At 56.9% G+C, this 25,026-nt stretch carries 21 protein-coding genes and 1 pseudogene; 17 read left to right on the forward strand and 5 right to left on the reverse strand.

Annotation, left to right across the window (positions count from 1 at the left end; all coding sequences use genetic code 11):
• The first annotated feature begins 12 nt into the window (after positions 1–12).
• Genes ribA through BC777_RS17125 form a run of 3 tightly spaced genes read left to right on the forward strand, consistent with a single transcriptional unit; the run spans position 13 to position 2,898 of the window.
• Positions 13–1,122 carry a GTP cyclohydrolase II gene (ribA, locus tag BC777_RS17115; RefSeq protein ID WP_100369437.1) on the forward strand — a complete coding sequence of 370 codons (1,110 nt, stop codon included), beginning with the start codon at positions 13–15 and terminating at the stop codon, positions 1,120–1,122.
• Complete coding sequence (locus BC777_RS17120; RefSeq protein ID WP_100369438.1) at positions 1,119–2,081, forward strand: zinc-dependent alcohol dehydrogenase; 963 nt, start codon at positions 1,119–1,121, stop codon at positions 2,079–2,081. The genes ribA and BC777_RS17120 overlap by 4 nt, the downstream gene beginning before the upstream one ends.
• Position 2,082: 1 nt before the next feature.
• The gene (locus BC777_RS17125) at positions 2,083–2,898 is read left to right on the forward strand and encodes an inositol monophosphatase family protein (RefSeq protein WP_100369439.1); all 816 of its coding nucleotides are present in this window, start codon (positions 2,083–2,085) and stop codon (positions 2,896–2,898) included.
• A gap of 19 nt (positions 2,899–2,917) precedes the next feature.
• Here the strand turns inward: BC777_RS17125 and BC777_RS17130 are convergent, their stop codons facing one another.
• Together BC777_RS17130 and BC777_RS17135 are read right to left on the reverse strand one after the other, a co-directional pair.
• Complete coding sequence (locus BC777_RS17130; protein ID WP_245834450.1) at positions 2,918–3,301, reverse strand: DUF1304 domain-containing protein; 384 nt, start codon at positions 3,299–3,301, stop codon at positions 2,918–2,920.
• A gap of 21 nt (positions 3,302–3,322) precedes the next feature.
• On the reverse strand, positions 3,323–3,889 hold the full coding sequence (locus tag BC777_RS17135) for a cytochrome b (protein WP_100369440.1): 567 nt from the start codon (positions 3,887–3,889) through the stop codon (positions 3,323–3,325).
• Between the two features lie 253 nt (positions 3,890–4,142).
• On the opposite strand from BC777_RS17135, the gene BC777_RS17140 reads away from it, so the two are divergent.
• The 6 genes and pseudogenes from BC777_RS17140 (at position 4,143) to BC777_RS17165 (ending at position 12,230) form a co-directional block, all read left to right on the forward strand.
• Positions 4,143–5,582 carry a mannose-1-phosphate guanylyltransferase/mannose-6-phosphate isomerase gene (locus tag BC777_RS17140; RefSeq protein WP_100369441.1) on the forward strand — a complete coding sequence of 480 codons (1,440 nt, stop codon included), beginning with the start codon at positions 4,143–4,145 and terminating at the stop codon, positions 5,580–5,582.
• Between the two features lie 86 nt (positions 5,583–5,668).
• Positions 5,669–6,148, forward strand: a complete 480-nt coding sequence (locus BC777_RS17145; RefSeq protein WP_100369442.1) for a YHS domain-containing (seleno)protein — start codon at positions 5,669–5,671, stop codon at positions 6,146–6,148.
• 723 nt (positions 6,149–6,871) lie between these two features.
• Positions 6,872–7,171, forward strand: a pseudogene (locus BC777_RS19720) (winged helix-turn-helix domain-containing protein); the annotation flags it as partial.
• Between the two features lie 159 nt (positions 7,172–7,330).
• On the forward strand, positions 7,331–8,905 hold the full coding sequence (locus tag BC777_RS17150) for a tetratricopeptide repeat protein (protein ID WP_245834452.1): 1,575 nt from the start codon (positions 7,331–7,333) through the stop codon (positions 8,903–8,905).
• A gap of 29 nt (positions 8,906–8,934) precedes the next feature.
• The gene (locus BC777_RS17160; protein ID WP_168769205.1) at positions 8,935–10,131 is read left to right on the forward strand and encodes a phosphatase PAP2 family protein; all 1,197 of its coding nucleotides are present in this window, start codon (positions 8,935–8,937) and stop codon (positions 10,129–10,131) included.
• Positions 10,107–12,230 (forward strand): S8 family serine peptidase, encoded by a 2,124-nt coding sequence (locus BC777_RS17165; RefSeq protein ID WP_100369446.1) that lies wholly within the window; start codon positions 10,107–10,109, stop codon positions 12,228–12,230. The genes BC777_RS17160 and BC777_RS17165 overlap by 25 nt, the downstream gene beginning before the upstream one ends.
• 82 nt (positions 12,231–12,312) lie before the next feature.
• Here the strand turns inward: BC777_RS17165 and BC777_RS17170 are convergent, their stop codons facing one another.
• The gene (locus BC777_RS17170; RefSeq protein WP_100369447.1) at positions 12,313–13,338 is read right to left on the reverse strand and encodes an extracellular solute-binding protein; all 1,026 of its coding nucleotides are present in this window, start codon (positions 13,336–13,338) and stop codon (positions 12,313–12,315) included.
• 197 nt (positions 13,339–13,535) lie between these two features.
• Here BC777_RS17170 and BC777_RS17175 point away from each other — a divergent pair, with 197 nt between their 5' ends.
• From BC777_RS17175 to BC777_RS17205, 7 genes are all read left to right on the forward strand, one after another.
• Positions 13,536–14,798 carry an imelysin family protein gene (locus tag BC777_RS17175; protein WP_100369448.1) on the forward strand — a complete coding sequence of 421 codons (1,263 nt, stop codon included), beginning with the start codon at positions 13,536–13,538 and terminating at the stop codon, positions 14,796–14,798.
• A gap of 70 nt (positions 14,799–14,868) precedes the next feature.
• Positions 14,869–15,114: a DUF1289 domain-containing protein gene (locus BC777_RS17180; protein ID WP_100369449.1), complete on the forward strand. Its 246-nt coding sequence runs from the start codon at positions 14,869–14,871 to the stop codon at positions 15,112–15,114.
• A 102-nt stretch (positions 15,115–15,216) separates the two neighbouring features.
• Positions 15,217–16,770, forward strand: coding sequence for a di-heme oxidoreductase family protein (locus BC777_RS17185; protein ID WP_100369450.1), 1,554 nt, complete (start codon positions 15,217–15,219; stop codon positions 16,768–16,770).
• Complete coding sequence (locus tag BC777_RS17190) at positions 16,767–17,774, forward strand: imelysin family protein (protein WP_100369451.1); 1,008 nt, start codon at positions 16,767–16,769, stop codon at positions 17,772–17,774. Before BC777_RS17185 ends, BC777_RS17190 begins: the two co-directional genes overlap by 4 nt.
• A gap of 2 nt (positions 17,775–17,776) precedes the next feature.
• A complete protein-coding gene (locus BC777_RS17195; RefSeq protein WP_100369452.1) occupies positions 17,777–18,847 on the forward strand; it encodes a DUF1513 domain-containing protein in 1,071 nt (356 codons plus the stop codon).
• Positions 18,848–18,949: 102 nt separating this feature from the next.
• Positions 18,950–19,708, forward strand: a complete 759-nt coding sequence (locus BC777_RS17200; RefSeq protein WP_100369453.1) for a YHYH protein — start codon at positions 18,950–18,952, stop codon at positions 19,706–19,708.
• A 254-nt stretch (positions 19,709–19,962) separates the two neighbouring features.
• Entirely contained in the window at positions 19,963–21,210 is a 1,248-nt protein-coding gene (locus BC777_RS17205; RefSeq protein WP_168769206.1) for a tyrosine-type recombinase/integrase, read from the forward strand.
• Positions 21,211–21,231: 21 nt separating this feature from the next.
• Here BC777_RS17205 and BC777_RS17210 read toward each other — a convergent pair whose 3' ends face one another.
• Together BC777_RS17210 and BC777_RS17215 are read right to left on the reverse strand one after the other, a co-directional pair.
• Positions 21,232–21,462 (reverse strand): conjugal transfer protein TraD, encoded by a 231-nt coding sequence (locus tag BC777_RS17210; protein WP_100369455.1) that lies wholly within the window; start codon positions 21,460–21,462, stop codon positions 21,232–21,234.
• A 1-nt stretch (position 21,463) separates the two neighbouring features.
• The gene (locus BC777_RS17215) at positions 21,464–21,790 is read right to left on the reverse strand and encodes a conjugal transfer protein TraD (protein ID WP_211095395.1); all 327 of its coding nucleotides are present in this window, start codon (positions 21,788–21,790) and stop codon (positions 21,464–21,466) included.
• A gap of 172 nt (positions 21,791–21,962) precedes the next feature.
• Here BC777_RS17215 and traA point away from each other — a divergent pair, with 172 nt between their 5' ends.
• Positions 21,963–24,956: a Ti-type conjugative transfer relaxase TraA gene (traA, locus tag BC777_RS17220; RefSeq protein ID WP_100369457.1), complete on the forward strand. Its 2,994-nt coding sequence runs from the start codon at positions 21,963–21,965 to the stop codon at positions 24,954–24,956.
• The last annotated feature ends 70 nt before the right edge of the window (positions 24,957–25,026 follow it).

Genomic DNA, 25,026 nt, shown 5'->3' on the forward strand with positions numbered 1-25,026 from the left:
GAGACCGCCGCCATGCATATCAAATCTGACTGTCTTTTGCCGACATTGCCCGAACGTCTTGCGCGGGCACGCGGCGACCTTGCAATGGGGTTGCCCTGTCTTCTGACGCATCACGGCAACCGCGCCGTGGTTGTCGCCGTCGAAACGCTGTCGCAAGCGCGGTTTGATGCCCTTTGCCAGCGGTTTGATACACCAGAGCTGATCTTGACCGCCCAGCGTGCGCAGGCGATCATGCCGACCACTTTGGATATCAGTGACCCGGTGGTGCGCCTGCAACCGCCTGCGCCTGCGGGATTGGCATGGTTCAAGGACCTTGCTGATACGCAGTTTGATGCAGACCGTCGCCTTGCTGGTCCATTGCACATGATCCGCAGCCCGCAGACACCCCTACACCGTTTGGCGATCAAGCTGGTGAAAATGGTCGAACTCCTGCCTGCGGTTGCGATGTTCAATGTGGCCGACGATGCGCGCCTTGATGATCTGCCCATCGCATCACTTGTGGCCGACGAAGCGCTTGAGGCCTTGCTGATCCCGCCTGTGCTGGCACAGGTATCTGCTGCGGTATTGCCGTTGGAAACCCATGATCTTGGCCGCTTGCATATCTTCCGAGATCCTGATGGCAGCAAAGAGCATTACGCGATCGAAATCGGCACGCCCGACCGCGATCAACCTGTGCTATCGCGCGTGCATTCGGCCTGCTTTACCGGCGACGTATTGGGCAGCCTGAAATGTGACTGCGGCCCGCAACTGCGCGCGGCACTGGCCCGCATGGGGCGAGAAGGCTCTGGCGTGCTGCTGTACCTAAACCAAGAGGGGCGCGGTATTGGTTTGGCCAACAAGATGCGCGTTTACGATCTGCAATCGCAGGGTCTTGATACGGTCGAGGCGAACCACCGTCTGGGCTATGAGGATGATGAGCGTGATTTCCGCGTGGCTGCCGTGATGTTGCGCACGTTGGGATTTAGGGCAATCCGGCTTTTGACGAATAACCCCGCCAAGGTGCAGACCTTCCATGACAGCGATATCACCGTGGTTGAACAATTGCCCCTGCGTGTTGGGCGTAACCTGCACAATCACGACTACCTGTCCGTAAAGGCGCTGAAGTCGGGCCATAGCCTATGACCATCGCTGGTGCGCTGTGGATCACAGCCCCCAAAACAGTGGAATATTGTGACACGGTTTATCACGTCAATGATGGTGAGTTGGACATCCAAACCCTGTTCACTGGCATCAGCCGTGGGACCGAACGTCTTGTCTATACAGGTCAGGTTCCCGTATCCGAACATACCAATATGCGCGCGCCGTTTCAGGAGGGCGAATTCACCTTTCCAATAAAATACGGCTACGCGGCTGTCGGCAGGGTGCAGAGCGGTGATCGCCATGGTGAGATCGTGTTTAGCCTGTTTCCGCACCAATCAAGCTTTGCTGTTCCGGCGCATATGGCGCTGACTGTACCTGCCGATGTGCCTGCGGCTCGTGCGGTGCTTGCGGCGAATATGGAAACGGCGGTGAACATCACTTGGGATGCCGGGATCAGTGTGGGCGACCGCGTTGTGGTGATAGGCTGCGGTGTCGTTGGTGCACTTGTCGGCTATCTGGCCGCCAAGGTGCCGGGCACCGAGGTGACTTTGGTAGATATCGACCCCGGCCGTGGTACGCTTGCCACCACGCTTGGCTGTGGTTTTGCGAGCCCTGACACCGCACCTGAGGAGGCCGATGTCGTCATCCATGCCTCAGCCAGTGCCGCCGGTTTGTCGCTTGCGCTCGCGCTCGCGGGGGTTGAGGCGACAGTGATTGAGGCCAGTTGGTATGGCGCGCAAAGCACCGACGTGCCATTGGGCGGGCGGTTTCATCAGCGCCGGTTGCGTCTCATCAGTTCTCAGGTTGGGCGTGTGCCAGCACGACAAGCCGCCCGCTGGGATTTTGGTCGTAGGCTGGCCAAGGCGCTGGCGCTGTTGAATGACCCGATATTGGATGCTTTGATATCGGGTGAAACGGCGTTCCGCGATCTGCCCACCGCCTATGACGGGATTTTGCATGATCCGGCGACGCTGTGCCACCGGGTGCGCTATGAGGGATAACATGTCGCCATTCCTGCCCGATGATGCATCAGAGACACTCTGTATCATGGCGCAAGCAGCGCTTTTGGCAGGGCAGGGTTTGCTGGGCGCGTCAGAGCGGTTGGCGGGATTAACTATCACGGAAAAGACGCAAGGCGACTTTGTCAGCGAAGCTGATGTGCATGCCGAAAAGGTGATCTTTGATCACCTCATGCAGCGCTTTCCCGGTTACGGCTGGCTGGGTGAGGAGACCAACGCGCGCGCCAGTGACGCTGACGGGTTGCGTTGGATCGTGGACCCGTTGGATGGGACCACAAATTTCCTCAAGGGGCTGCCGCATTGGGCAGTGTCGATCGCACTGTTTCAGGAAGATGCGCCACTTGCGGCCATCATTTACGACCCGGTGAAAGCCGAGATGTTCTGCGCTGAAAAGGGCAAGGGTGCCTATCTGAACGGATGTGCGATCACGGTGAGCGAAGCCGTGCCCTTGAATGCGGCGCTTCTGGCGTCGGGCGTGCCTGCGGGCGGGCGCACGACCTATCTGTCGCATTGTCTGGATGATCTGGAACAGTTGATGCCGCAAACTGCGGGTTTGCGGCGCTGGGGGGCAGCGGCGCTTGATCTGGCTTATGTCGCCGCGGGCCGGTTTGACGCTTATTGGGAACGCAACCTTGGGCCGTGGGATATCGCTGCGGGCATGTTGATTGTGACCGAAGCAGGCGGGCGGTTTACCCCGCTCTGGGCTGACCGAGATGTGCTGTCATCAGGGTCATTTCTGGCAAGCAACGGGGCCTTGCATGACGCGGTTGAGACTGCGTTGAACCGCACGCAAGTCTAATGGCCCTAGGGTCAGGACCCTAGTCTGCGGCCTTTTCTTTCGAAAGCAGCAATAGGAGCAGTGCGATACTTGCTGGCACAAACTGTGGCAGCCCCGATTTTAATGCAATCGTCAATGCTGCCATAACACCGGCACTTGCTACAAAAAGCAAAAAGCAAACGGCAATGTTGAACTGCCACTTTGCGTCCTTGATCAAAAGCGCCCAAATCAAACCCGCTGCCAGAAAGGCATTATAGATCCCTTGATTGGCGGCCAGTTCAACGGTTTGCGCAAAAAGATCGGGCGGTAAGGTGTCAAACACACTAGGCCCGCGCGACGTCCACGCAAAGATTTCAAACCAAGCGATATAGAGGTGCAGCAAAGCGATGAGCGCCACAAGGACAAGAGCTATTGTTTTCATCATATTTCCCAACTGCTTTGGCCTTTATTTGCGCCGGGCGGGCAGCATCCGCAAGAGCAACCCATCTTTCATAAACAGCTGGTGTCGCAAGACGATAAAGAGGTGGCCTGCGACAGCCGCAGCCAGCACCCAGCCAGACACGATATGCACCCATTTGCCAATAAAAGCGAGGGTCTCTGACCGGCCTATAGGATCAGGCAGCCTGAATTCGCCAAACATCAGCACACCAAACCCGCCTGCCATGACATAGATGAACCCGCTGATCGGCATCACAAACATCGCCAGATAAAGCACTTGTTCAAGCCGGTGAATAACCTTCTTTTCGCCCCCTGAAAGCGTCGGCGCCCAGCCGGGTAGCCGCCCAATATACCGGTTCAACAGGCGAAAGGCAGCAATCGCCAAGGCGACAAGCCCGATAGATTTATGCCAGTTGTAGTAATCGTTCTGGGTCAGGCTGGCGACAACATCGCCACGCTGCATCTCTGTCATGATATTGCCGCTGAGATATTGCCAAGCAAACAGAATGACGATGATCCAATGGAAAAGCTTGGTAAATGCGCCATAGCTGTCGCTGGTATTCTGCAAAGGCATTGGTTGTCCAATTCAAACGGGTTTGCTGTTTTGGGATCTTACGGGAAATGGAAATTGAAAGCCATGATAAGGCTGCCGCAACACGCAAAAAATAAGTCGCGGAATAGGTGGTGCAGACTGTAGCTTATTGAACCTAAGAGACCCACGATAAATGCCGCTCTCGAATTGCTTAAGGTCAGGTGCTGCAACAGTTCTTGTTGCCTCTGTACCGCCGGTGATAAGTAGCAGACTAACTTTTACAAGAAAGCTGATTATGCCCCATTCGCCAGACGATCCGCTATCGCCCATCCTGCCTGTGATCTTGGCAGGTGGTTCTGGCACGCGGCTGTGGCCTTTGTCGCGCAAGCACTATGCAAAACAATACCTCAGCCTTGATGGCACGACGACGCTTTTGCAAGCGACAGTCGCGCGGATCGGTGGACTGCCTTGTGTGGCCCCGCTGGTGATCTGTAATGAAGAGACCCGGTTTCTGGCTGCAGAGCAGATGCGCCAGATTGGCAAGGACGGAGCATTGATCCTGTTGGAACCTGCCGGGCGTAATACCGCACCTGCGATTGCCTTGGCCGCCTTGCAGGCGCAAGTAGATGGGGATGATCCAGTGATGCTGGTGATGCCAGCTGATCACAAGATGGCCGCCCCGGATGTCTTTGCTGATGCCGTCAAAGCGGCTACGCCCCATGCGCAAACAGGCCAGTTGGTAACCTTTGGGATCAACCCGTCGTATGCCGAAACCGGCTATGGTTATATCCGCACCGGTGACAGCGTCGGGCGGGGGCCTGCGCTGTCCGTCGCTGCTTTTGTTGAGAAGCCGGACGCCACGACCGCGGCGGACTATCTCGCCACCGGGGGGTATCTGTGGAACAGTGGGATTTTCCTGTTCCGGGCCAGCCGTTATCTGGCAGAACTCGAAACCCACCGTCCCGATGTGCTGGCGGCCTGCCGGGCTGCCTTTGCTGGCAAAGCGGGTGATCTGGACTTTCTGCGCTTTGACGCAGAGGCCTTTCTGGCCTGCCCCGATGTGTCCATCGATTATGCGGTGATGGAGCATACAAATGAAGCGGTGGTCGTTCCAATTGATCCAGGCTGGAGCGATGTTGGATCATGGGCCGCGCTTTGGGCGGCGTCTGAGAAGGACGCGGACGGCAATTGCGCCATTGGTGACGTGATTAGCCTGCAAGGATCGGGCAACTATATCAACGCTGGCAGCCGCCTTGTGGCGGCGGTCGGTTTACAGGATACGGTTGTGGTCGAAACTAAGGATGCGGTCTTTGTCGCGCCCAAGAACAGGGTGGCGGAGATCAAGGAACTGATCACGCAGATGACGGCAGACAGCAGGCCGGAGCTGGACCATCACCGGGTCGTTTACCGTCCATGGGGGATGTATGACAGCGTGGATGCGGGCCACCGCTATCAGGTCAAGCGGATCACTGTGAACCCGGGTGCTAAGCTGTCGTTGCAAAAACATCATCACCGGGCTGAACACTGGATTGTGGTGCGCGGCTGCGCCAAGGTGACCCGTGGCGATGAAACGCTGGTGTTGTCGGAAAACCAATCGACCTATATTCCGCTGGGCGAAATCCACGCACTCGAAAACCCCGGTAAAATCCCGTTGGAACTGATCGAGGTGCAATCAGGCAGCTATCTGGGTGAAGACGATATCGTACGGTTTGCCGATAAATACGGTCGGGCATAGATCATTCAAACGTGATTAGGTCGCAAGCGCCGATCGATGGTAGTCAATCATCTCCCAAAGCGTATTTTTTGGATTGAAAATAACCAATGACACAATACCAGATAAGCCGCCGCATATTTGGAAAAACAGCGCTTGCGCTCAGCGCCCTGATGTCTGCGCCTTCTGTTGTTTTTGCGAAAACAATAAGCCGCTTTAGCCTATCTGAAACGGGCCATGCGCTTGGTGGCTATGACACAACGGCTTACTTCAATGCAGGTGTGGCCGTGGATGGTACAGATGCCATAACTGCCAACTGGAAAGGGGCGGTTTGGCGGTTTGCAACGGAAGCGGAGGCAACGCTGTTTCGGGCAAACCCAGAGGAATACGCCCCACAGTTTGGCGGCTACTGCACACGGGCGATGTCGTTGGGCCAAGAAGTACCCGGTGATCCAGAGGTCTGGCGCATTCATGACGGTAAATTATACGTCTTTTTTGCAGCGCGTGGCGGAAGATTTTTCGACAGTGGGCCGGTTGAGATGATCGCCTTGGCGCAGACACATTGGGATACGCTAATACGGGTTGAGTAACGTTGTGTTATGTTTCCATGCACCAAAGAAAACGGGCCCGATACAACATGTACCGAGCCCTTATGGTGCTAAAATAACTCTCTAAAATCTTCGTTACCGTCCCCTTCAACATCGATCCGGTCATCTGGATCGCCTGAAAAGGTCTGCTAATCTGTTTCACTCATTACCATTTCAAATGCGCTCTAACTCACAAATAGCGGCATCTGGAACAGATGACTGGGTCTGAACCGGGACCGTCCAGACCCAGGGAGACAACCAAAAAAAACGACCAATCGACACTTAGGCTCACTCACTAACCCCACTCAGATTTGCTTGCGGCTGATCTGAATTGTGACAGCGTCATCTGGACATCTTCATAACCACTCTTAAACAACTCACCGATTAATAATGGCGGCCTCTCCTTTCATCTGTGCTATCGCGTTGCGGGGGACTGAAGGACTTTGACTGGAAGAGGTCATCGTCATTATCTTCAGGTGCTCAGCGAAGCAGTGACCCGACGTTAACTTTTGCGCCGGGCGAAAGTCCTGAAGGTTTTCCTGAAATTTTCTGAAAATTACCGAATTGATTGCACAGATTGGTTGGGACCTGACCCTAGTGGCACAACGGACACGCAACCTAACGTCGTATCCATTTTACTTGCACACCAGCCGATCCGCAGTAACCTATCTTTGGGAAATAGGAACTTTGCTTTCAGTTGCGGCCTGAAGTGCGAAGTGGGGAGACATGGTGACATCTGGAATACATGTGCCAGTGCAGATCAGCTTGGGCCTGTTTACCTATGACAAAGGGCGGGGCTGCCTTTTGGATAGTGCGGGCGAGCATGTGAGCCTTAGGCCGCAATCGGCGCAGGTCCTGTCAATATTGGTTGATAATCTTGGGCATCCTGTCACGAAAGATAACCTGATTTCGGCGGTCTGGCAGAATGTCAGCGTCACCGACGACAGCTTGACGCAATGCATTGCAGATATCAGACGCGCATTGGGTGACACGGACCGCAGCATTCTGAAAACGCGCCCAAAGGTAGGATACCTGCTAAGCCCGACCCACGTAGATACTACGCCGCCACAGGCCCTTGTCACGTCAGATCAAGGGTCTGCCTTTGCTTCAAAAGCAGCATGGGTTTGTATTCAGCCAGCGAGCCCTGAGGCCTTACTCGATCATGTTGCCCTTGAACGAGAGGCGATGGGCGGTGGCGCTGATAAACGTATCCTTGCCAATGATGATGCCGCTATCTTTTCATTTTCCGATGTTGCGGGGGCAATACGTTTTGCTCTTGGGTTTGGCGCATCTGACCACGGCCAAAGCGCCCGCATCGGTGTTGATCTGCTGCCGATAGGGCAAACCGATGGCAGCCATATGCGCGTTGCAGGAATTGCAGCGCTTGGGCAAGCCAGGCAGGTTGTGGTGTCCGTCGAAGTGCGCGACCAATGCCATGGTGAGTTGGATTTCGATTTTGAAGACCTTAGTCAGCAAAGGCTACAAACCACGCAGGAAACGCTTGGTACGTTTCGTGTCCATGCCAATGTCGGGCGCCAGCGGCTCTTGCCACAGATTGCGGCCGAGGACCTTCTACCAACCATTGCGGTCGTTCCGCTCAGGGCGTGGATCACGTCACCCGATACAAACGTTGTTGGCGAGATTATTGCGGATGATCTGATTGCAACAATATCGCGCTCTGCCGATATCAACGTGATTTCACGCCTTTCAACAACGGCCTTCCGCGGGCAAGATGCAAGCTTGAATAGAATTGGTGACGTGCTGGGAGCTGATTTCGTTCTGTCTGGCACAATCTTGACGCATGATACCCATATCGGCATGATGCTTCAGCTGTCCGAAGTCAGTACGAATAAGGTCCTGTGGGCCGAGCGTGTTACTATCGAAGTGACCAATATTCTGAACGGTTTAGAGGCGATTGAAGAAATCGTTGCCAAAGTCCGGAAAGCTATCGCGCTTAACGAAATTGATAGGGTTCGCTCAAAACCCATTTCGACGCTGCGAAATTATTCTCTGTTGATTGGGGCCGTCGGGCTGATGTACCGGTTCGCACCCGTGGATTTCAATTTGGCTGGAGAAATGCTGCGTACTCTCATTGAGCGTGTTCCAAATCATCCGGCTGCACTCGCATGGATGGCAAGATGGCATGTGCTGCGCGTGCAGCAGGGATGGTCCGAGAATCCTAAAGAGGAAGCGCAACATGCCCTTGGCTTTTCACGGAAGGCATTGGATATTGACCCAGAAAATGCACTTGCTCTGATTAGTGAAGGCAATGTGTTGACCAATCTTCTGCACCAGCTTGACGAGGCTGAAGACCGCTACGATGCGGCACTTGATGTCAATCCAAATGACGCCAGCGGCAGAGTATTACGTGGGACGCTGTTTGCATTTCAAGGTAAAGGTGAAGACGCCAAGCGTGATGCTGAGCGCGCATTGCATTTAGCGCCAATTGACCCACATCGCTTCTTCTTTTTGGCTTTGGCGGCATCGGCCAACGTTGCTGCTGAGGATTACGAGCGCGCAGTTGTGTTGGCAAAGGCGTCGCTTCGCCTGAACCGGACACATACATCTACATTAAGGGTGCAAGCTGTGGCGCAAATGCGACTGGGCTATGAAGATGAAGCCCGTAAAACCACTCGTGAGTTATTAAGGCTACAGCCGGGACTGCGCGTCAGTGCTTGGCTTAAAGGGTCACCTAGTGCTAACTTTGATGTAGGGCAAAATTTTGCGGCAACACTGCGTGAAACTGGTGTGCCGGATTGATTAAAAATTTATTCTAAGGAGATTTAATAATGGCAAGTAGTGGTAATGGCGGTGGGCCAGAATCCGGTTTTTCAGGTTTCTCCGGTTTTTCGGGATTTTCAGGCTTCTCCGGTTTTTCAGGTTTCTCTGGTTTTTCAGGTTTTTCGGGATTTTCAGGCTTTGCCGCGACTGAAAGCCCGCTTGGCGCAGAGTCGCTTTTAACAACACGCGATGGCATTGTGGGTGCACCACTTAATCTGGACCCAAACATTGTTCAGGGCTGTTGCGAAGACCCGGCGAACCTCAAACGTCTTTCACCAGAAGTACGTGCCAATATCTTTATGTTTGAGTTGGGAACACGCGTAACTTATTCTGCGAGCTGTGATGAAACTGCGACGGCTTATCTTTGGCGTGTCGATTCCAAGTCTGGCCAACCACCCAAAGTGCAGGCCCGGCCCCTCATTGAAATGACTGCGCCTACAATACAACAGTTCAAGGACCAGATGTCTTATTTGTCAGGCTACGCCGACTTGCGGCAGGACCGTGGGGCAGAGATTCTGGCGCAATTACCTACACCTGTACCTTTTTTGGCATCCATTTCATTTCTTGATCCCGCCCGTACGCCATTCACAATAGAATTGCTTTATGCGGCGTTGCGTTTTTGTGCCTACAACCACATGCGGATCAAGTACACGCTGGCCGCAAAGCGCCCCATCGAATTTTCACCGCAAGTGCAGCCAATGATCCAGACGCCTACGCATGGGTCTTTGCCCAGCGGCCACGCCACTGAAAGCTTCATCGCCGCACGCTTGCTTTGGAAACTGTTGCGCGCGTCCGGCACGCCACAATATCAGCAAGATGGCGTTTGGGGTGAAATGATGATGCGTCTTGCTTCACGCATTGCGATCAACAGAACCGTTGCTGGCGTCCATTTCCCGATGGATAGCGTTGCCGGGTCACTTTTGGGACTGACGCTGGCGGAATTCATTCATGAACATTGCGATCCAACCGCGCAAGACAGCACCAGTGCAACTTTCCACGGCACACGTTTTGATGCCGCTGATGATTTTGACTGGCACCAACTGTACGAGGCGCAAGACGATCTGCAACCAAAGAAATCAGGACCAAACGGCAATCCATGGGCTACTACAACGCGCAAACCATCCAAAAACGAAGTGCAGTCGGCCCCATTGGAATGGCTATGGGGCAAGGCGGTTGCCGAATGGCAGGACCTGCCATGCGCATAAAGGATAAAGAGAGATCAGAAAAACGCCCCTCCGGGCAGCGATGGCAAGGCGTGGCCGAACGCGGGGCCACCAGCAGCGCTTTGGATTTCCGACTGGCACAGCAAGAGGCGTTCACCCAGCCGCGCGACCGGGAAAAAGGCCAAGAGGTGCCTGCGATCTGGTATTCCGCACTGCTGGACCTGCGCGAGACCAGCATCGCAGCTTTTGTCAAAAAGCTTGATGGGGGCCTGAAGGCGCAGCTCCATATCCCGTCCGATTATACTGCAGAAGACCGAAAGACCGTCTTTAAAGACAAGCTTGTCGTCGTCTTTGCGACCGCTGAGGTGCTGCGCGCTTTGAACTGGTCAGAGAAGGAATACAGCGTTGCGTCGGTGATCCTTGGCGCTGTGATTGATCCGGATTTTATTAACCTGGAGGCCAAACAACAGAAGGCGGCCCTGCCGACGATAAAGGTGCCGAATGGTACTGTGATCACGGCAGTGATTGATGATGGCATTGCATTTGGCAATGATGTGTTCCGTGACGGTTTGACATCAACACGGGTCGCATATGCGACGGTCTTGCCAACCATGCCGGGTACGGCACCGGGGCTGGCATCAGTGGGCGTCGAACTCGACAAAGCGCAGATCGACGCGTTGTTGGTGGCGAACACATCATCCAAACTGCTGGATGAGGACCGGTTCTATCAACAGGCTGGCGTGATAGATTATGCTGACGGGACGTTTTCACCGACATCTCTGCGCCGTTCGCATGGAACCCATATTACGGCTTTGGCAGCGGGCTATCCTATGGACGCCGCGCCTGATGACAGGCCCATCCTGTGCGCCATCCTGCCAACCCGCGTGACCGAGGATGTTTCGGGTGGGAGCATCCTGCCCAGTCTCGTTCTTGCTTTGCACCGTTTGACGCGCCAAGCAGCGCGGTTCCGGTGCAAGGATGGCACCCGCCCGCCTGCTGTATTCAACTTCAGCTATGGGAATTTTGGCGGACCGCACGATGGCACAAGTGCGATTGCGCGGGCGATCGAGGATTATTTCGGCCCCTCAGGCCCGCACTGCGACCCCGATCAAGAACTGCGATTGGTGCTACCGGCCGGCAACGGTAACCTGTCGCGCACCCATGCAAAGCTGGCGTTCAACGGGGGGGGCAATCGCCCGGCAAAGACGCTTGATTTCGTGGCGATGCCCGATGACCGCACGGCCAGCGAAGTGCAGTTGTGGATGCCTTACAGTGGGGCCACCCCATTGCCAAACTTCGTCACGGTGCGCGCCACAACACCGGATGGGCTACAAAGCGGCCCTGTGAGTATTGCTGCCGGGTCCTATCAATCCTTGCTGAATGATCAGGGCATCGAAGTGGCGCGCCTGTCCTTTGCTTTCGCGCCGCTTCCCACCGCCCGCGGTTTGATCACGCTGACGCTGAACCCGACAGAAAGCCTGACACCGGCCCCACTCGCGCCTGCAGGCCGGTGGAAAATCGAGGTTACGCCAGATCAGATCGCTCCTGACGAAGACGTGCAGGTCTGGGTTGAGCGTGATGATACATTGCCCGGCTTCCGGCGGGGCGGACGGCAGCCTTATTTCAACAACGCCAACTATGAACGCTTTGACAAGTATGGTGCGCCGCTTGCGGTTGATCCGCCGGGTACAGATAGCTTGATCCGGCGGGCAGGCACGCTGAGCGGGTTTGCCTGCGGTCCGTCACCTTTGGTGATTGGGGCGCTGGTGCAAAGCAATGGTAAGATGTCGGATTATTCCGCCGCCGGACCTATTACTCCACCACGCGGAGAGCCTGTTGCCTATCGCGACGGGCCGGATGCATCAGCGCGCGGGGATGACAGCCCTGTCTTGTTGGGTGTGCTTAGCGCCGGTTCACGCAGCGGATCCATGGTGCGTCTGAACGGCACCAGTGTTGCTGCACCCCGTGTCGCCCGGTTTACCGCCAACAAGATGGCAACGGGGGCTGACGGTGACCGCGCATGGGTACAGGCGCAGGCCGGGCTGCAGGACGCTGATTTCCCGCCTCCGACGCCAGAAGCCATACGGACCGGAGCGGGGCGATTGGACATATCCGCCAAAGAGGTCAGCATAGGTGCATAAGTGACACGACCCCTGCGCGGGTTTGTGGCAAAAAAGGGCGCAGCTTGTGCTGCGCCCTTTTTCAATTTGATCGTGTTGGGACTTACTCCCAGCCAACCTGATTGAAGATAACCTGCGCCGCAGGCAGGTTCTTGGCCACTTCCGTCAGGTCCACCGCATCCGGGCGGAAAAGACCCAAAGCAGCCACGGATGGCGATAGACCCACACCCGGCACCGCAGGGTATTCATCGTTCCCGGCACTGAAATATTGCTGCGCCTGATCAGAGGCAAGGTATTCCATGAAAGCGACTGCATTGTCGCGGTTTGGCGCATGTGCAGCCACGCCGCCACCTGACAGGTTCATATGTGCGCCTTCGGCGTTCTGTGCTGGGAAAATCCATCCGATGTTTGCAAGTGCTTCGGCATCCAGACCATCCACTTCTTTACGCAGCGCGCGTGCAAAGTAATAGGTGTTCGAGATCGAGATATCACATTCGCCTGACACAAGACCGCGCAGTTGGTCAGTATCGCCGCCCTGCGGATCACGGGCAAAGTTGTTTACAAAACCCTGCGCCCACGCAGTCGCGGCCTCTTCGCCGTGGTTTTCAATGATGGCCGACAACAATGTCTGTGAATAGACATTGGTGGATGACCGGTGGCAGACCATGCCTTCGTAGGCCGGATCGGCGAGCGATACATAGTCCATCGGCGGGTTTGTGACATCGGTCTTGTCGTAAAAGATGATGCGTGCACGTTGGCTAAAGCCAAACCACTGGTTGTCGGCATCCTGCAAGCTTGTTGGGATACGAGCCTCTAGCACATCGCTATCAATAGATTGCAGCACGCCTGCATCCTTGGCGCGCTCCAGACGCGATGTATCGACTGTCAGCAAGATGTCAGCCGGTGAATTCACGCCTTCGGCTTCCATCCGTGCGATCAGCTCATCAGCGTTGGCTTCGATGCGGTTAATTGTAATGCCGGTCATTTCCGTAAAGTCGGAATAGAGGCGCTCATCCGTGTCGTAGTGACGTGATGAATAGAGGTTCAGCTCACCCTCCGCGACCGCTGATGATGCAATTGCCGTCGCTGTCGTCGCACAGACAAGCAATGCGGTTGTTGTCTTTTTCATGATCCAATCCCTTTCATGAGTATTTTACTCAGAAATGGTTTCTAACGTCCTTTTCGTGGATGTCTAGGTTCCTGATTAAATTTGTCGGATTGACAAGCCTTATTGTTTCACTCAGGTTTGGCGCAAATGCTTAGCCATCCTGTCATATGATCAGGAAAGCCCGGCGCGCTAAAGCTTTCAATCATAGGAAACACCCAATGAAATCTATCTATCTTGCGTCAACGGCGCTTTGTCTGGCCCTTGCGACGCCTGCCTTGGCGGTTGAAAGGTCTGATGTTCTGGACAATTACGCAGATATGGCCGCTGCTCAGTACACCGATAGCCTGACGGCGGGGCAGGCTTTGCAAACGGCGGTGAATGCGCTGGTTGAAACACCATCTGCCGCGAGCCTTCAGGCTGCAAAGGACGCATGGCTTGCGGCCCGCGTGCCGTATCAACAAACCGAAGTTTTCCGCTTTGGCAACGCCATCGTGGATGACTGGGAAGGCAAGGTGAACGCTTGGCCACTTGATGAAGGTCTGATCGACTATGTCGATGCATCCTATGGCGGCCCCACCGACGAAAACGCAGCCGCTGCGCTGAACGTCATCGCCAACGCGTCCTTCACCTTGGGCGGTGAAACGGTTGATGCATCCATCATTACGCCTGCGCTGTTAGAAGAGACCTTGCAAGAAGCGGATGGTGTCGAAGCTAACGTTGCCACCGGGTATCACGCGATTGAATTTCTGCTTTGGGGTCAGGACCTGAACGGGCATGACGCAGGTGCGGGCAACCGGCCCTGGACAGACTACGCTGCGGGTGATGCATGTACTGGCGGCAATTGTGATCGTCGTGGTGAATATCTGGTAGCGGCCACTGATCTGCTGGTGTCCGATCTGGAATGGATGGCGGCACAATGGGCTGATGGCGGTGTGGCACGCGCAGAGCTGACATCGGATGCCGATGCGGGGATCTCGGCGATCCTTGCCGGGATGGGGTCGCTGTCCTACGGTGAAACCGCGGGTGAACGCATGCGCCTTGGCGTGATGTTGAACGACCCCGAAGAAGAGCATTCCTGTTTTGCTGACAACACCCACAACGATCACTTCTACAACGGCGTGGGCATTCAGTCGGTCTATCTGGGCAGCTATACAGGGATCGACGGCACCATCACATCGGGCCCCTCCCTGTCCGATCTGGTTGCCGAAACCGATGCCGCGCTCGACGCTGAGATGCGGCTGAAACTGGCGGATGCGGTGCTGGCCCTTGGCCGGATCAAGACAGCTGCCGAAGCGGGCTTTGCCTATGACATGATGCTTGAGCGCGGCAATGATGCCGGCGAAGCCTTGATCATGGGCGGCGTCAATGGCCTGATCGATCAGACCCGGTCGATCGAACGTGTGATTGCAGTGCTGGGCGCTGATGGCATCGAAATTGAAGGCTCTGACAGCCTTGATGATCCAGAGGCCGTCTTCCAATAACGCACCCGCCTTCCTAAGTAAGAAAGGCAGCCCTTTACCAAGGGGGCTGCCTTTTGTGATGGAGCCTTAAATGCCCAAAATCCCCAGCCCCTGCATTGATGTTTGCAAGTTCAAACGGCAGGGTCACTGCATTGGCTGCTCCATGACCAAAGAACAAAAATCACTGTTCAAATCACTCAAGAAAGACGGCCATCGCGCGGCCTTTGTCGATATGCTGATGGCCCAACAGGCGCAGATGGGCAAATATGGTGGTTGGCAAATAGCCTATGTCCAAAAGTGCAAGAAAAAGGGTGTGAAACTGCCTTTTGATGTCTAGGCCGTATTGAGGCCAACCTCAAAGTCTTCATCGGTTTCTTTTCGCCGCGGCAAAAGTGTTTACATGCAAGAAAGCACTCGCAGTTTCTATTTCCTGACTATAATGATAGGAATAAGAAGCAGCGAGAGGTCGGTCGTGCGCCAGGCAGTAAGATTTTTGGGGATCGCGGCGGTTTCGGCCACAGGCCTCGCTCATGCCGACCCCTATAGTGAACCGCATCTTGACGTCATCCCCCGCACCGCTGAGGAAGCCGCGCGTATTGCGGCGGTCACAGCACCGCCGACCGATTTTTCCACCGCCAGCCAGTTTGAAGAACGCAGCGCCGGGGCTGCAACTGTGCGGGTCCGGGGCAATGCGGATGCATTTTCGCAACCTTCTGGCAATATACCGTTTGAGGAAGAACTGACCTTCAAGGTTGGCAATGGCCTGTTTCGCAAGCTTTGGGTCTCGTCGCCGTCCTCTACACTAGCCTCTGACGGGTTGGGGCCACTGTTCAATGCCCGCTCTTGTCAGCGCTGCCACATCAAGGACGGGCGCGGCCATCCACCAGAGCATGGCGACGACAATGCCATTTCGATGCTGATGCGTGTGTCGATCCCCGGTGGTTATGTTGAAAAAACGGCAGAGTTGGAAGCGTACCTCGCGACCTTGCCAGACCCCACCTACGGCACACAAATTCAGGATTTCGGTGTGCAGGGTTATCCCGCAGAAGCGCAGATTGATGTCACCTATACAGAAGAGGTGATCACCCTGTCGGACGGTGAAACCGCATCGTTGCGCCGCCCTGCCTATACGTTGACCGACCTTAACTATGGCCCGCTGCATCCCGACATCATGCTCAGCCCACGCGTTGCACCACAGATGATCGGGCTGGGTCTGCTCGAGGCGATCCCGGCGGCCGATATTCTTGCCAATGCAGACCCCGATGATGTGGATGGTGACGGTATTTCCGGTCGGCCCAATATCGTCTGGTCTACTGAATTTGACCAATACATGTTGGGCCGCTTTGGCCTGAAGGCAGGTAATCCGACAGTACGTCAGCAATCAGCCGATGCCTTTGCAGGGGATATCGGGATATCATCACCGCTCAACCCTAATGGCGCGGGCGAATGTACCGACCTGCAGGTTGATTGTCAGAATGCGATTCACGGTGATGGCGATGACCGCGTGCATGAAATCGACGATGAAATCCTCGATCTGGTGACCTTCTACAGCCGTAACCTTGCCGTGCCCGCCCGCCGCGATGTGGATGACCCAACCGTACTGCGCGGCAAAGAGGTGTTCCACGCGACCGGTTGCGCATCTTGCCACACACCCAGTTTTGTCACCCATCGCCTTGAAAACCAGCCCGCGCAAAGCTTTCAACTGATCTGGCCTTACACTGACTTGCTGCTGCATGACATGGGCGAAGGACTGGCTGATTTCCGTCCCGAGGCGCAGGCGAATGGCCATGAATGGCGCACTCCGCCGCTTTGGGGGATTGGGCTGACCGAACAGGTCAGTGGTCACACGTACTTCCTGCATGACGGGCGCGCGCGGTCCTTGTTGGAAGCGATCCTCTGGCATGGTGGTGAAGCGCAAAAGCAGCGTGACGCGGTCATCGATATGCCATCAGCGGACCGTGACGCATTAATCAAATTTGTGGAGTCCTTATGAAAAACCTCCTTGCGACCATTGCCCTGATGATCTGTCCCAGCTTGGCCGTCAGCCAAAGCATCGCCACAGATGTTGTTGAAAACCACATCCTGCCGCGTATCGCGACCTTGGCGGAAAGCGGACAAACCCTGTCCGAGGCTGCCACCGCCGATTGCACTGCAACATCTGAACCGTTGCGCGCGGCCTACGGCGATGCATTCGATGCCTGGATTGCTGTCAGTCACCTGCGTTTTGGTCCCATTGAAACGGCAGAGCGCGGCTATGCGCTCGCTTTTTGGCCCGACAGTAGGGGGGCGACACCCAAAGCGCTGGCGACCCTGATCCGCGATGCGGACCCCATTGTCGAAACTGCGGAAGCCTACAGCGATATGTCGATTGCCGCGCGTGGTTTCTATGCGTTGGAATTCCTGCTTTACGATCCGACCATCAGCACTGCAGGTGATGATGCGTACCGCTGCCAACTGGTGCAAACGGTCACCGCCGATATCGCCAATCTGACAGAAGACATCGCGACCGATTGGCAGGATAATTACGCGGCATTGCTGACAAACCCATCCCAAAACAGCCTGTACCGCACGGACGCTGAGGCCGCACAGGAACTGTTCAAAGCCTTGAACACGGGCCTGGAACTCACGTCAGATGCGCGTTTAGGGCGGCCTTTGGGCACCTTTGATCAGCCGCGTCCTACACGGGCCGAGGTCTGGCGCTCTGGCCGCTCTGCCCGGCATGTCGCGGTCGCATTGGACAGCCTGCGCGATCTGGCTACACGTCTCAGCCAAGGTGACCCGGCGCTTGTCAGCGATGTAGATGCCGTCTTTGCGCGCGCCATTGGGCAGATCGAAGCGCTTGATGATCCAGTTTTTGCTGGTGTCGCCACCCCGACCGACCGGATCAAGGTTGAAGCTTTGCGAAGCCGGGTCGATGAAATCCGCGCCATTGCGGGCCTGCAGATCGGACTGCACCTTGGGGTGGAAGCAGGCTTTAATTCACTGGATGGTGATTAGATATGGCGAACCGGCGGCAATTCTTGACGGGGCTATTGGCCACAGGTTTGGCCCCTTTGCCCACATGGGCCGACGCCGGATCACCGGCCTATTTGTCTGCTGCCGCGCGCGCTGATGGTGCTTATGTCCTGTGTGGCATTGATGCGGCGCGCGCGATCCTGTTTCAAATCCCCTTGCCTGCCCGCGGACATGCGGCTGCCGCACATCCGACACGACCCCAAGCCGTCGCCTTTGCCCGCCGCCCTGGCACTTTTGCCTTGGTGATTGATTGCACCAGTGGTCAGACGTTGCATACGCTCACAGCGGCCTCTGGACGCCATTTTTACGGTCATGGTGTATTCAGCGCGGACGGGTCCGTTCTGTACACTACCGAAAACGATTATGAGGCAGGTGAGGGGCGCATTGGCGTCTGGGACGTGACGGCAGGCTATACCCGTGTCGCTGAGTTCAGCAGCGGCGGTATCGGACCCCATGATATCAAACGGTTGCCCGGCAGTGATGTGCTGGTTGTGGCCAATGGCGGGATCGACACGCATCCTGACAGCGGACGCACCAAACTGAACATCGCGACGATGGCCCCGAACCTCAGCTATATCGCAGAGGACAGGGTGGTTGAGACCGCAACGCTTGCCCCCGACCAGCATAAAAACTCCATCAGGCACTTGGCTGTCGCCCGCGATGGCACCGTTGCCTTTGGGATGCAATGGCAGGGCGATACGTTGTCTCCGCCACTGGCGGGCCTGCATCAGCGTGCCAACGCAGTGCAGTTGCTGAAGGTTCCTGCAAATAATCTGCGTCAAATGCAAAGCTACGTCGGCAGCATCGCGTTTAGCGCAGATGAAGCCCAGGTGATCGCCACCTCGCCGCGCGGCGGGATGGTACAGCGTTATGATGCCCGCACCGGGGCATTACAGGACAGCTTTGCCATTACAGACGCCAGCGGTGCTGCGCCGGCCCCAGATGGTGTGATGATTTCAACTGGAACCGGAATGCTGATGACGCTGGGCGATGATGCGGTATCTGTGCAGACACCAGCCTTGCAATGGGACAATCATTTGGTGGCGCTGGGCTAGGGCCTTTGGAGGTCTCCGAACAATCAAAGAACACCCTGTTCCGACGGAAACCTGTTTGCGTGACGTTTCAACTCTAATGAAACCGAAGAAAAGGGAAAACAGATGTCCAGTTTTCGACTTGCAGCGCTTCTGATTGTTATCAACGCGCCAGCCACCTTTGCGCACGACAATGCGAGCAATATGGAGGTGAGGGGTGATCTCACTTGCATCACTTCCAACGGTGCACCTAATCACGAAATGGGTCAATTCCCCAATCCGGCCAATCCCAATGCATTCCAGGTACAGAATTTGGAATTCTGTTTTCCAACAACACCTCAGATGGCCGATACGGTCACAGATAACCTGATGACCGTCGGTGTCTCAGTCACAGGCGTCCCAATCCGGCCTTATACGGCTGGATATTATGATCCGAACGGGCGCCGTGGATTCAGCCATGATCCGGCAAGCGGTTGGCGCCAACAGGCAATGCATGACCCACGCAGTCTTGGCATGGATGATCAAAATGGCCATGTTGATCGGTCAGGCTTGTATCACTACCATAGCGTTTCCAACGATTTACTGGCGTCTCAGGGAGGCACGTTGATAGGATATGCTCCCGATGGGTTCGAGATATTATATAGCCCTACAACGGCAACCTCTTCATGGCAGCTGAAGTCCGGCACACGCCCGACACCCCCCGGTGAGGCTTATGACGGCACCTTCGAAGAAGATTTTGAATATGTCGCCGGTAGCGGAACGCTTGACGCATGCAACGGTGCGCTTGTGAACGGCACTTACACTTATTTTGCTACGGATACGTACCCCTACTTCCCGCGTTGTTTCAAAGGGGTGGTGAACCAGCGATTTATGACGCGGAACTAGGGGCGTTTCGCTGGTGGTACTGAAAGTCCATCCGCCAGAACACATGGCAGATCGGATGAAATCAGCAATAATGTCTTGATAAATGGTGCCCAGGAGAGGCACCAAATACATGTTCCACCCAGTTCCACTTTGTTCCGCAATTGCCCGTGTTAGCCATAAAAACATAGTCTTTGATCTTGTTGTTCGTTTCACTATGCATCACAGTATGCCAATTCATTCCCCAGAAATTGGGGAATATTTGGGGAATGAATTGGATGGCAAAGCTGGCACCAAACATTCTAAAGACTGCGACCACCGGAAAGTATGCCGATGGTGGAGGTCTTTACCTGCTCGTCACAGGACGAGATGCAAAAGGACACGCAAAAGGCAGTTGGATATTCCGCTACACTTTTTTGAAGCAACGGTACGAACTGGGACTTGGATCGGTCCAGTCGTACACACTTGCACAGGCAAGAATAGAGCGAGATCGATGGCGTGATTTGATGACCGACAAGCGTAACCCGGTCAATCCCATAGATGAGAAGCGGCGCTTGGAATGTGAGGCGCAAGATGCACAAAAAGCGCTGACATTGACGGAGGTCGCTCCGATGGCATTTGACGCACTGAAGGGAAGTCTCAAGGACGACGGTAGGGCTGGCCGTTGGTACTCGCCTCTGCGTCTATATGTCTTACCGTTGATCGGCGACCTCAAGATCGAAGACATCCATCAACGCGATATCGTGAAGACACTGACGCCAATTTGGAAGACCAAAGCTCCGACTGCACAGAAAGCACTCAATCGATTGGGTGCGGTCATGAAACATGGCGCCGCTATGGGATTGGACGTCAACCTGAACGCCGTTCTGAACGCTAAGCAACTTTTGGGTCACACAGGGCATAAGGTCCGCAATCATCCTGCCCTATCATGGCAAGATATACCGCGATTATACCAATCGCTGAATGCGGACCGGACAGTCGAGCGTGCTTTGATGCTTTACATTCTTACCGGAGGCGGAACGCGCCTAAAGCCGCTTCGGCTTGCCAGAACAGATCAATTCTCGGAGGGCATTTGGACAGTGGCAGGAGAGGCACTGAAGGGACGCAAAGGGCAGGAAGCCGATTTTCGGGTGCCGGTCACGGCTGAGATGCAGGCAATTTATGATCGCTCCCTTACCGAAACAGGTGCCGGGTATCTATTCCCGTCTCCTTACTCCAGAGAAAACCGCCAAAGGGCCGTGAGTGATCAAGCCATCGAAAATGTTATGCGCAGCCGTGAAGTTGAATGGGAGTGGCCCGAACCGTATAGACCGCACGGCATCCGTGCGACCTTCCGTTCATGGGTGTCAGAAATCAATCCCAGCCTTTATGCGGTTGCAGAGACGGCTTTGGCACACAAGGTAGGCGGAGTTATCGAACGCAGCTACGACCGCAACGATTTCCTCGAGCAACGGCGCGCGTTGATGGAACAATGGGCTGATCATCTGACCGGTAGAAGAGATAACCTCGTGCAGTTGGCGAGGTGATGACAATCCAAACACTGCCCCTTACCCGTCCTTCTGATCCGCCTTAAACGCCCCTTTCCCCCTCTCGGCCCAGACCTCCCGCGCATGTGCGCTTTGTTCACTTTCGAGCTTTGCTGCCATCCAGAGCAGCGCACCGTAGATCAGCGCGCGGTCATCGCCGGTGATCTCCACAATCCCTGCTTTGACGACCAGTCCACCTAATTCGATCAGATGCCGGGTGCGTTTGCGGCGAGCGACCTGCCAGCTGCGCATATCATGCCGCGCCTGGGTGACCTGATGCCGATGGCGTGCCGCCAGATTGCGCCGCAGCGCTTTTCGCGTCGCGGTCAATCGCTTTTGCAGGTTTCCGCGACCGTCCTTGAAAGAACGCAGCCCCGCGTTTTGACCACGCCTCCCTTTTTGCAGTATCCGTTGTCTCGGCCAGCACGATCAACGCACCGACGAGTTCTTCGGCGCTGAACCCGTCCGCTCCGGTGGCAATAACGAGTTCGCCAAGCTGCTGCACCTTGCGGGTCTTCAGCTCTTTCGCCTTCAGCTCCAGCGCCTTCAATTCCGCGTCGTAGTCCCGTGGTTTGCGCATTGCATCCTCCATAACGTTTTGATGCAGAGAGGATAGCGGGGCATCTTGCAGAAGGCAGCAGAGTCGCCAGGACGGCTGGGGACGCGCCGGTCCTTCCCGAGATTTTATTGAGGGAGGGCGCGCTTATACGTCGTTCCGACGTGGGCGTTCTTGTGTAGATGATTGCGCCATCATGGCAATCTATCATCTCCACGTGAAGGTCATCGGGCGCGCAGCTGGTTCCAGCGCGGTGGCGTCCGCTGCCTACCGCGCAGCATCGCGGTTGCGCGACGAGCGGCTGGACCGGCCCCATGACTTCACCGCCAAGCGCGGTGTCGTGCATCCCGAAGTGCTGCTACCGCAGAACACGCCCGAAGCATGGTCCGACCGCGAACAGCTTTGGAACGCGGTTGAGGCGGTCGAAGTCAGGCGCGATGCGCAGTTGGCGCGCGAGGTGGAGTTCGCCATTCCGCGCGAGATGTCCGAGGCAGAGGGCATCGCGCTCGCCCGCGACTTCGTGCAAGCTGAGTTCGTCGACCGGGGCATGATCGCCGATCTCAACGTGCATTGGGACAGGGATGCGGATGGACTGCCCAAACCCCATGCCCATGTCATGCTGACGATGCGATCCGTCGATGAAGATGGGTTTGGCAAAAAGGTGCGCGATTGGAACAGCGCCGGGATGGTCGAGCGTTGGAGGGAACGCTGGGCGACGCTTGCCAACGAGCGCCTGGCTGAACTCGACATCGACGCACGCATCGATCACAGGAGTCTGGAAGACCAAGGCATCGCGCCGGAGCCGCAAAGCCAGATCGGCGCGCCCGCGCAGCGTATCGTGGGCGAAGGGAGCCCTGCCGACCGGGCCGAACTACATCGTGAGATCGCGCGCGATAACGGAGAGAGGATCATCGCGGAACCTTCGCTTGCACTGGACGCGATTACCCATCAGCAATCGACCTTCACGCAACGCGACATGGCACGTTTCGCACATCGGCACAGCGATGGGATCGATCAGTTCAACGCGGTGAACAACGCAATCCGAGGCGCGCCTGATCTGGTGGAGCTCGGTCAGGACAGGCGCGGCGAACACCGCTTCACCACCCGCGCGATGATCGCGGCCGAACAGCGTCTGCATCGCGCCGCCAAAGTCTTGGCCGAGAAGGAACGTCACGACGTGCGGGATGCGGATCGCAAAGCAGCCTTGGCGCGTGCGGAAGCGCGCGGTCTGGTTCTGTCGCACGAGCAAGCCGTCGCTCTGACGCAGATTACCGCTGGGCGTGATCTCGGGATCGTCGTGGGCCATGCCGGGACGGGAAAGAGCGCGATGCTGGGCGTGGCGCGAGAGGCTTGGGAGGCGGCGGGTTACGAGGTTCGGGGCATAGCCCTCTCCGGTATCGCGGCAGACGGTCTCCAGAGCGGATCGGGCATCGCGTCGCGCACCATCGCCAGCCTGGAACACAGTTGGTCGCAGAACCGCGACCGGCTCACCTCGAGCGATGTCCTTGTCATCGACGAGGCGGGCATGGTCGGCACGCGGCAACTCGAACGGGTCCTGTCCCATGCCGCCGGTGCTGGAGCCAAAGTTGTCCTAGTCGGCGATCAGCAGCAGCTGCAATCCATCGAAGCGGGCGCAGCCTTCCGGGCGCTCCACGAGCGGCACGGTGGCGCGGAGATTGGCGAGGTGCGTCGCCAGCGCGAAGATTGGCAGCGTGACGCGACCCGCGATCTGGCGACCGGTCGGATCGGGGCGGCGATCCAGTCCTATGAGGCACAAGGTATGGTGCATGCCGCCGAGACACGTGAACAGTCGCGCGCTGATCTGATCAACCGCTGGGACCGCGACCGTCAGGCGGAGCCTGGCCGGAGCCGGATCATCCTCACCCACACCAACGTCGAGGTGTACGCCTTGAATGATTTGGCGCGGGAGCGGAAACGGGCGGCGGACGATCTGGGCGAGGACGTCTCCTTGACGGTCGAGCGAGGTGACCGTCGCTTTGCCAGCGGCGATCGGGTGATGTTCCTGCAGAACGACCGCGGCCTTGGCGTAAAGAACGGCACGCTCGGGACCATCCATGGGGCCAGCACACAGTCCCTGTCCGTTCATACCGACGATGGACGCTCCATCGCCTTCGACCTCAAGGACTACAACCGCCTTGACCATGGCTATGCCGCGACCATCCACAAGGCTCAGGGCATGACGGTGGACCGTACCCATGTTCTCGCGACGCCGGGCCTCGATGCCCATGGCAGCTATGTCGCCCTGTCGCGGCATCGGGACGAACTGAACCTGCATTACGGTCGCGACGAGTTCGCCTCGCAGGATCGCCTGATCCGCACCCTGTCGCGCGACCGGTCCAAGGACATGGCGCTCGACTACGCGGAGGCCGATCCGGCGTCGGCCTTTGCCGAGCGGCGCGGCATCACCTTCCGCGAGCGCGTCATCGAGGTGCTGCGCAAGGTGGTGCCGGAAAAGTTGCGCGATGGCATCAGCGGGCGGGTGGATGGGGCGCGGCCCAGGAGAAACGATGCGTCTGGCGCGCCTGCCGTACAGGGGCCGGGAGGGGAAGACGCAAGGAGAGATGTCCGGCCCGGCGCGGAGACGTCGCAAAAGGCTTTGGCGGACGACCCGGAAGCAGTGTTGCGAAAGGCACGCACCGACGCCCTCAAGCGCCATGCCCATGCGGTGGATGCGGTTGTCACGGCTCGAAAGCGGGGCGGCACGGGCACACCCGATCAGTTGCGCAACCTTTCTGAGTCTCGCGCGGCCTTCGAGAAGGTCCGGCCTCACGGCTGGTGCGATGCCGAGGCGGCCTATGCCAAGGACCCGTCCCTTGCCCGCGAGGCCGGATTGGGCCAGGCCAACCGCGCTATCCGGGCGCTTCAACTTGAGACACAGTTGCGCACCTCTCCAGAGCGCCGGGCCGCGCAGTTCGTGGAGCGCTGGCAGCACCTTGATCGGACCAGCCTGTCGCATTACCGGTCGGGCACAATGTCCGACTACGGCGCGACACGCGCGGAGATGGGCGAGATGGCCAAGAGCCTGCAGCGCGATCCGCAACTGGAATCTCTCCTTGCCAACCGCAAGGCCGAGCTGGGCATCCGGATGGACTCGGGCCGCCGACTCGGTGCGGAGTTGGCTTACTGTCACGGCATCGACATCACCCGAGGACGCGGACTCGGGCTCTGACACCCGTCCGATTTGCCGCCCATTCCACGCCCCGCTGCGACGATGGGCCGGACGGTCTTGCGCGGCCAAC

Source organism: Yoonia maricola (genome assembly GCF_002797915.1).
GTDB classification, from domain to species: domain Bacteria; phylum Pseudomonadota; class Alphaproteobacteria; order Rhodobacterales; family Rhodobacteraceae; genus Yoonia; species Yoonia maricola.

What these genes read in the sequence shown, in the direction of transcription:
- BC777_RS17145 (WP_100369442.1), top strand. Translation starts at nt 5,669, where the DNA reads ATGACACAATACCAGATAAGCCGCCGCATATTTGGAAAAACAGCGCTT.
- BC777_RS17180 (WP_100369449.1), top strand. Translation starts at nt 14,869, where the DNA reads ATGCCCAAAATCCCCAGCCCCTGCATTGATGTTTGCAAGTTCAAACGG.
- BC777_RS17150 (WP_245834452.1), top strand. Translation starts at nt 7,331, where the DNA reads ATGGGCGGTGGCGCTGATAAACGTATCCTTGCCAATGATGATGCCGCT.
- BC777_RS17190 (WP_100369451.1), top strand. Translation starts at nt 16,767, where the DNA reads ATGAAAAACCTCCTTGCGACCATTGCCCTGATGATCTGTCCCAGCTTG.
- BC777_RS17170 (WP_100369447.1), bottom strand. Translation starts at nt 13,338, where the DNA reads ATGAAAAAGACAACAACCGCATTGCTTGTCTGTGCGACGACAGCGACG.
- BC777_RS17205 (WP_168769206.1), top strand. Translation starts at nt 19,963, where the DNA reads ATGGCAAAGCTGGCACCAAACATTCTAAAGACTGCGACCACCGGAAAG.
- BC777_RS17215 (WP_211095395.1), bottom strand. Translation starts at nt 21,790, where the DNA reads ATGCGCAAACCACGGGACTACGACGCGGAATTGAAGGCGCTGGAGCTG.
- BC777_RS17140 (WP_100369441.1), top strand. Translation starts at nt 4,143, where the DNA reads ATGCCCCATTCGCCAGACGATCCGCTATCGCCCATCCTGCCTGTGATC.
- BC777_RS17165 (WP_100369446.1), top strand. Translation starts at nt 10,107, where the DNA reads ATGGCAGGACCTGCCATGCGCATAAAGGATAAAGAGAGATCAGAAAAA.
- BC777_RS17185 (WP_100369450.1), top strand. Translation starts at nt 15,217, where the DNA reads ATGATAGGAATAAGAAGCAGCGAGAGGTCGGTCGTGCGCCAGGCAGTA.
- BC777_RS17195 (WP_100369452.1), top strand. Translation starts at nt 17,777, where the DNA reads ATGGCGAACCGGCGGCAATTCTTGACGGGGCTATTGGCCACAGGTTTG.
- traA (WP_100369457.1), top strand. Translation starts at nt 21,963, where the DNA reads ATGGCAATCTATCATCTCCACGTGAAGGTCATCGGGCGCGCAGCTGGT.
- BC777_RS17125 (WP_100369439.1), top strand. Translation starts at nt 2,083, where the DNA reads ATGTCGCCATTCCTGCCCGATGATGCATCAGAGACACTCTGTATCATG.
- BC777_RS17175 (WP_100369448.1), top strand. Translation starts at nt 13,536, where the DNA reads ATGAAATCTATCTATCTTGCGTCAACGGCGCTTTGTCTGGCCCTTGCG.
- BC777_RS17130 (WP_245834450.1), bottom strand. Translation starts at nt 3,301, where the DNA reads ATGATGAAAACAATAGCTCTTGTCCTTGTGGCGCTCATCGCTTTGCTG.
- BC777_RS17120 (WP_100369438.1), top strand. Translation starts at nt 1,119, where the DNA reads ATGACCATCGCTGGTGCGCTGTGGATCACAGCCCCCAAAACAGTGGAA.
- BC777_RS17135 (WP_100369440.1), bottom strand. Translation starts at nt 3,889, where the DNA reads ATGCCTTTGCAGAATACCAGCGACAGCTATGGCGCATTTACCAAGCTT.
- BC777_RS17160 (WP_168769205.1), top strand. Translation starts at nt 8,935, where the DNA reads ATGGCAAGTAGTGGTAATGGCGGTGGGCCAGAATCCGGTTTTTCAGGT.
- BC777_RS17200 (WP_100369453.1), top strand. Translation starts at nt 18,950, where the DNA reads ATGTCCAGTTTTCGACTTGCAGCGCTTCTGATTGTTATCAACGCGCCA.
- BC777_RS17210 (WP_100369455.1), bottom strand. Translation starts at nt 21,462, where the DNA reads ATGCGCAGCTGGCAGGTCGCTCGCCGCAAACGCACCCGGCATCTGATC.
- ribA (WP_100369437.1), top strand. Translation starts at nt 13, where the DNA reads ATGCATATCAAATCTGACTGTCTTTTGCCGACATTGCCCGAACGTCTT.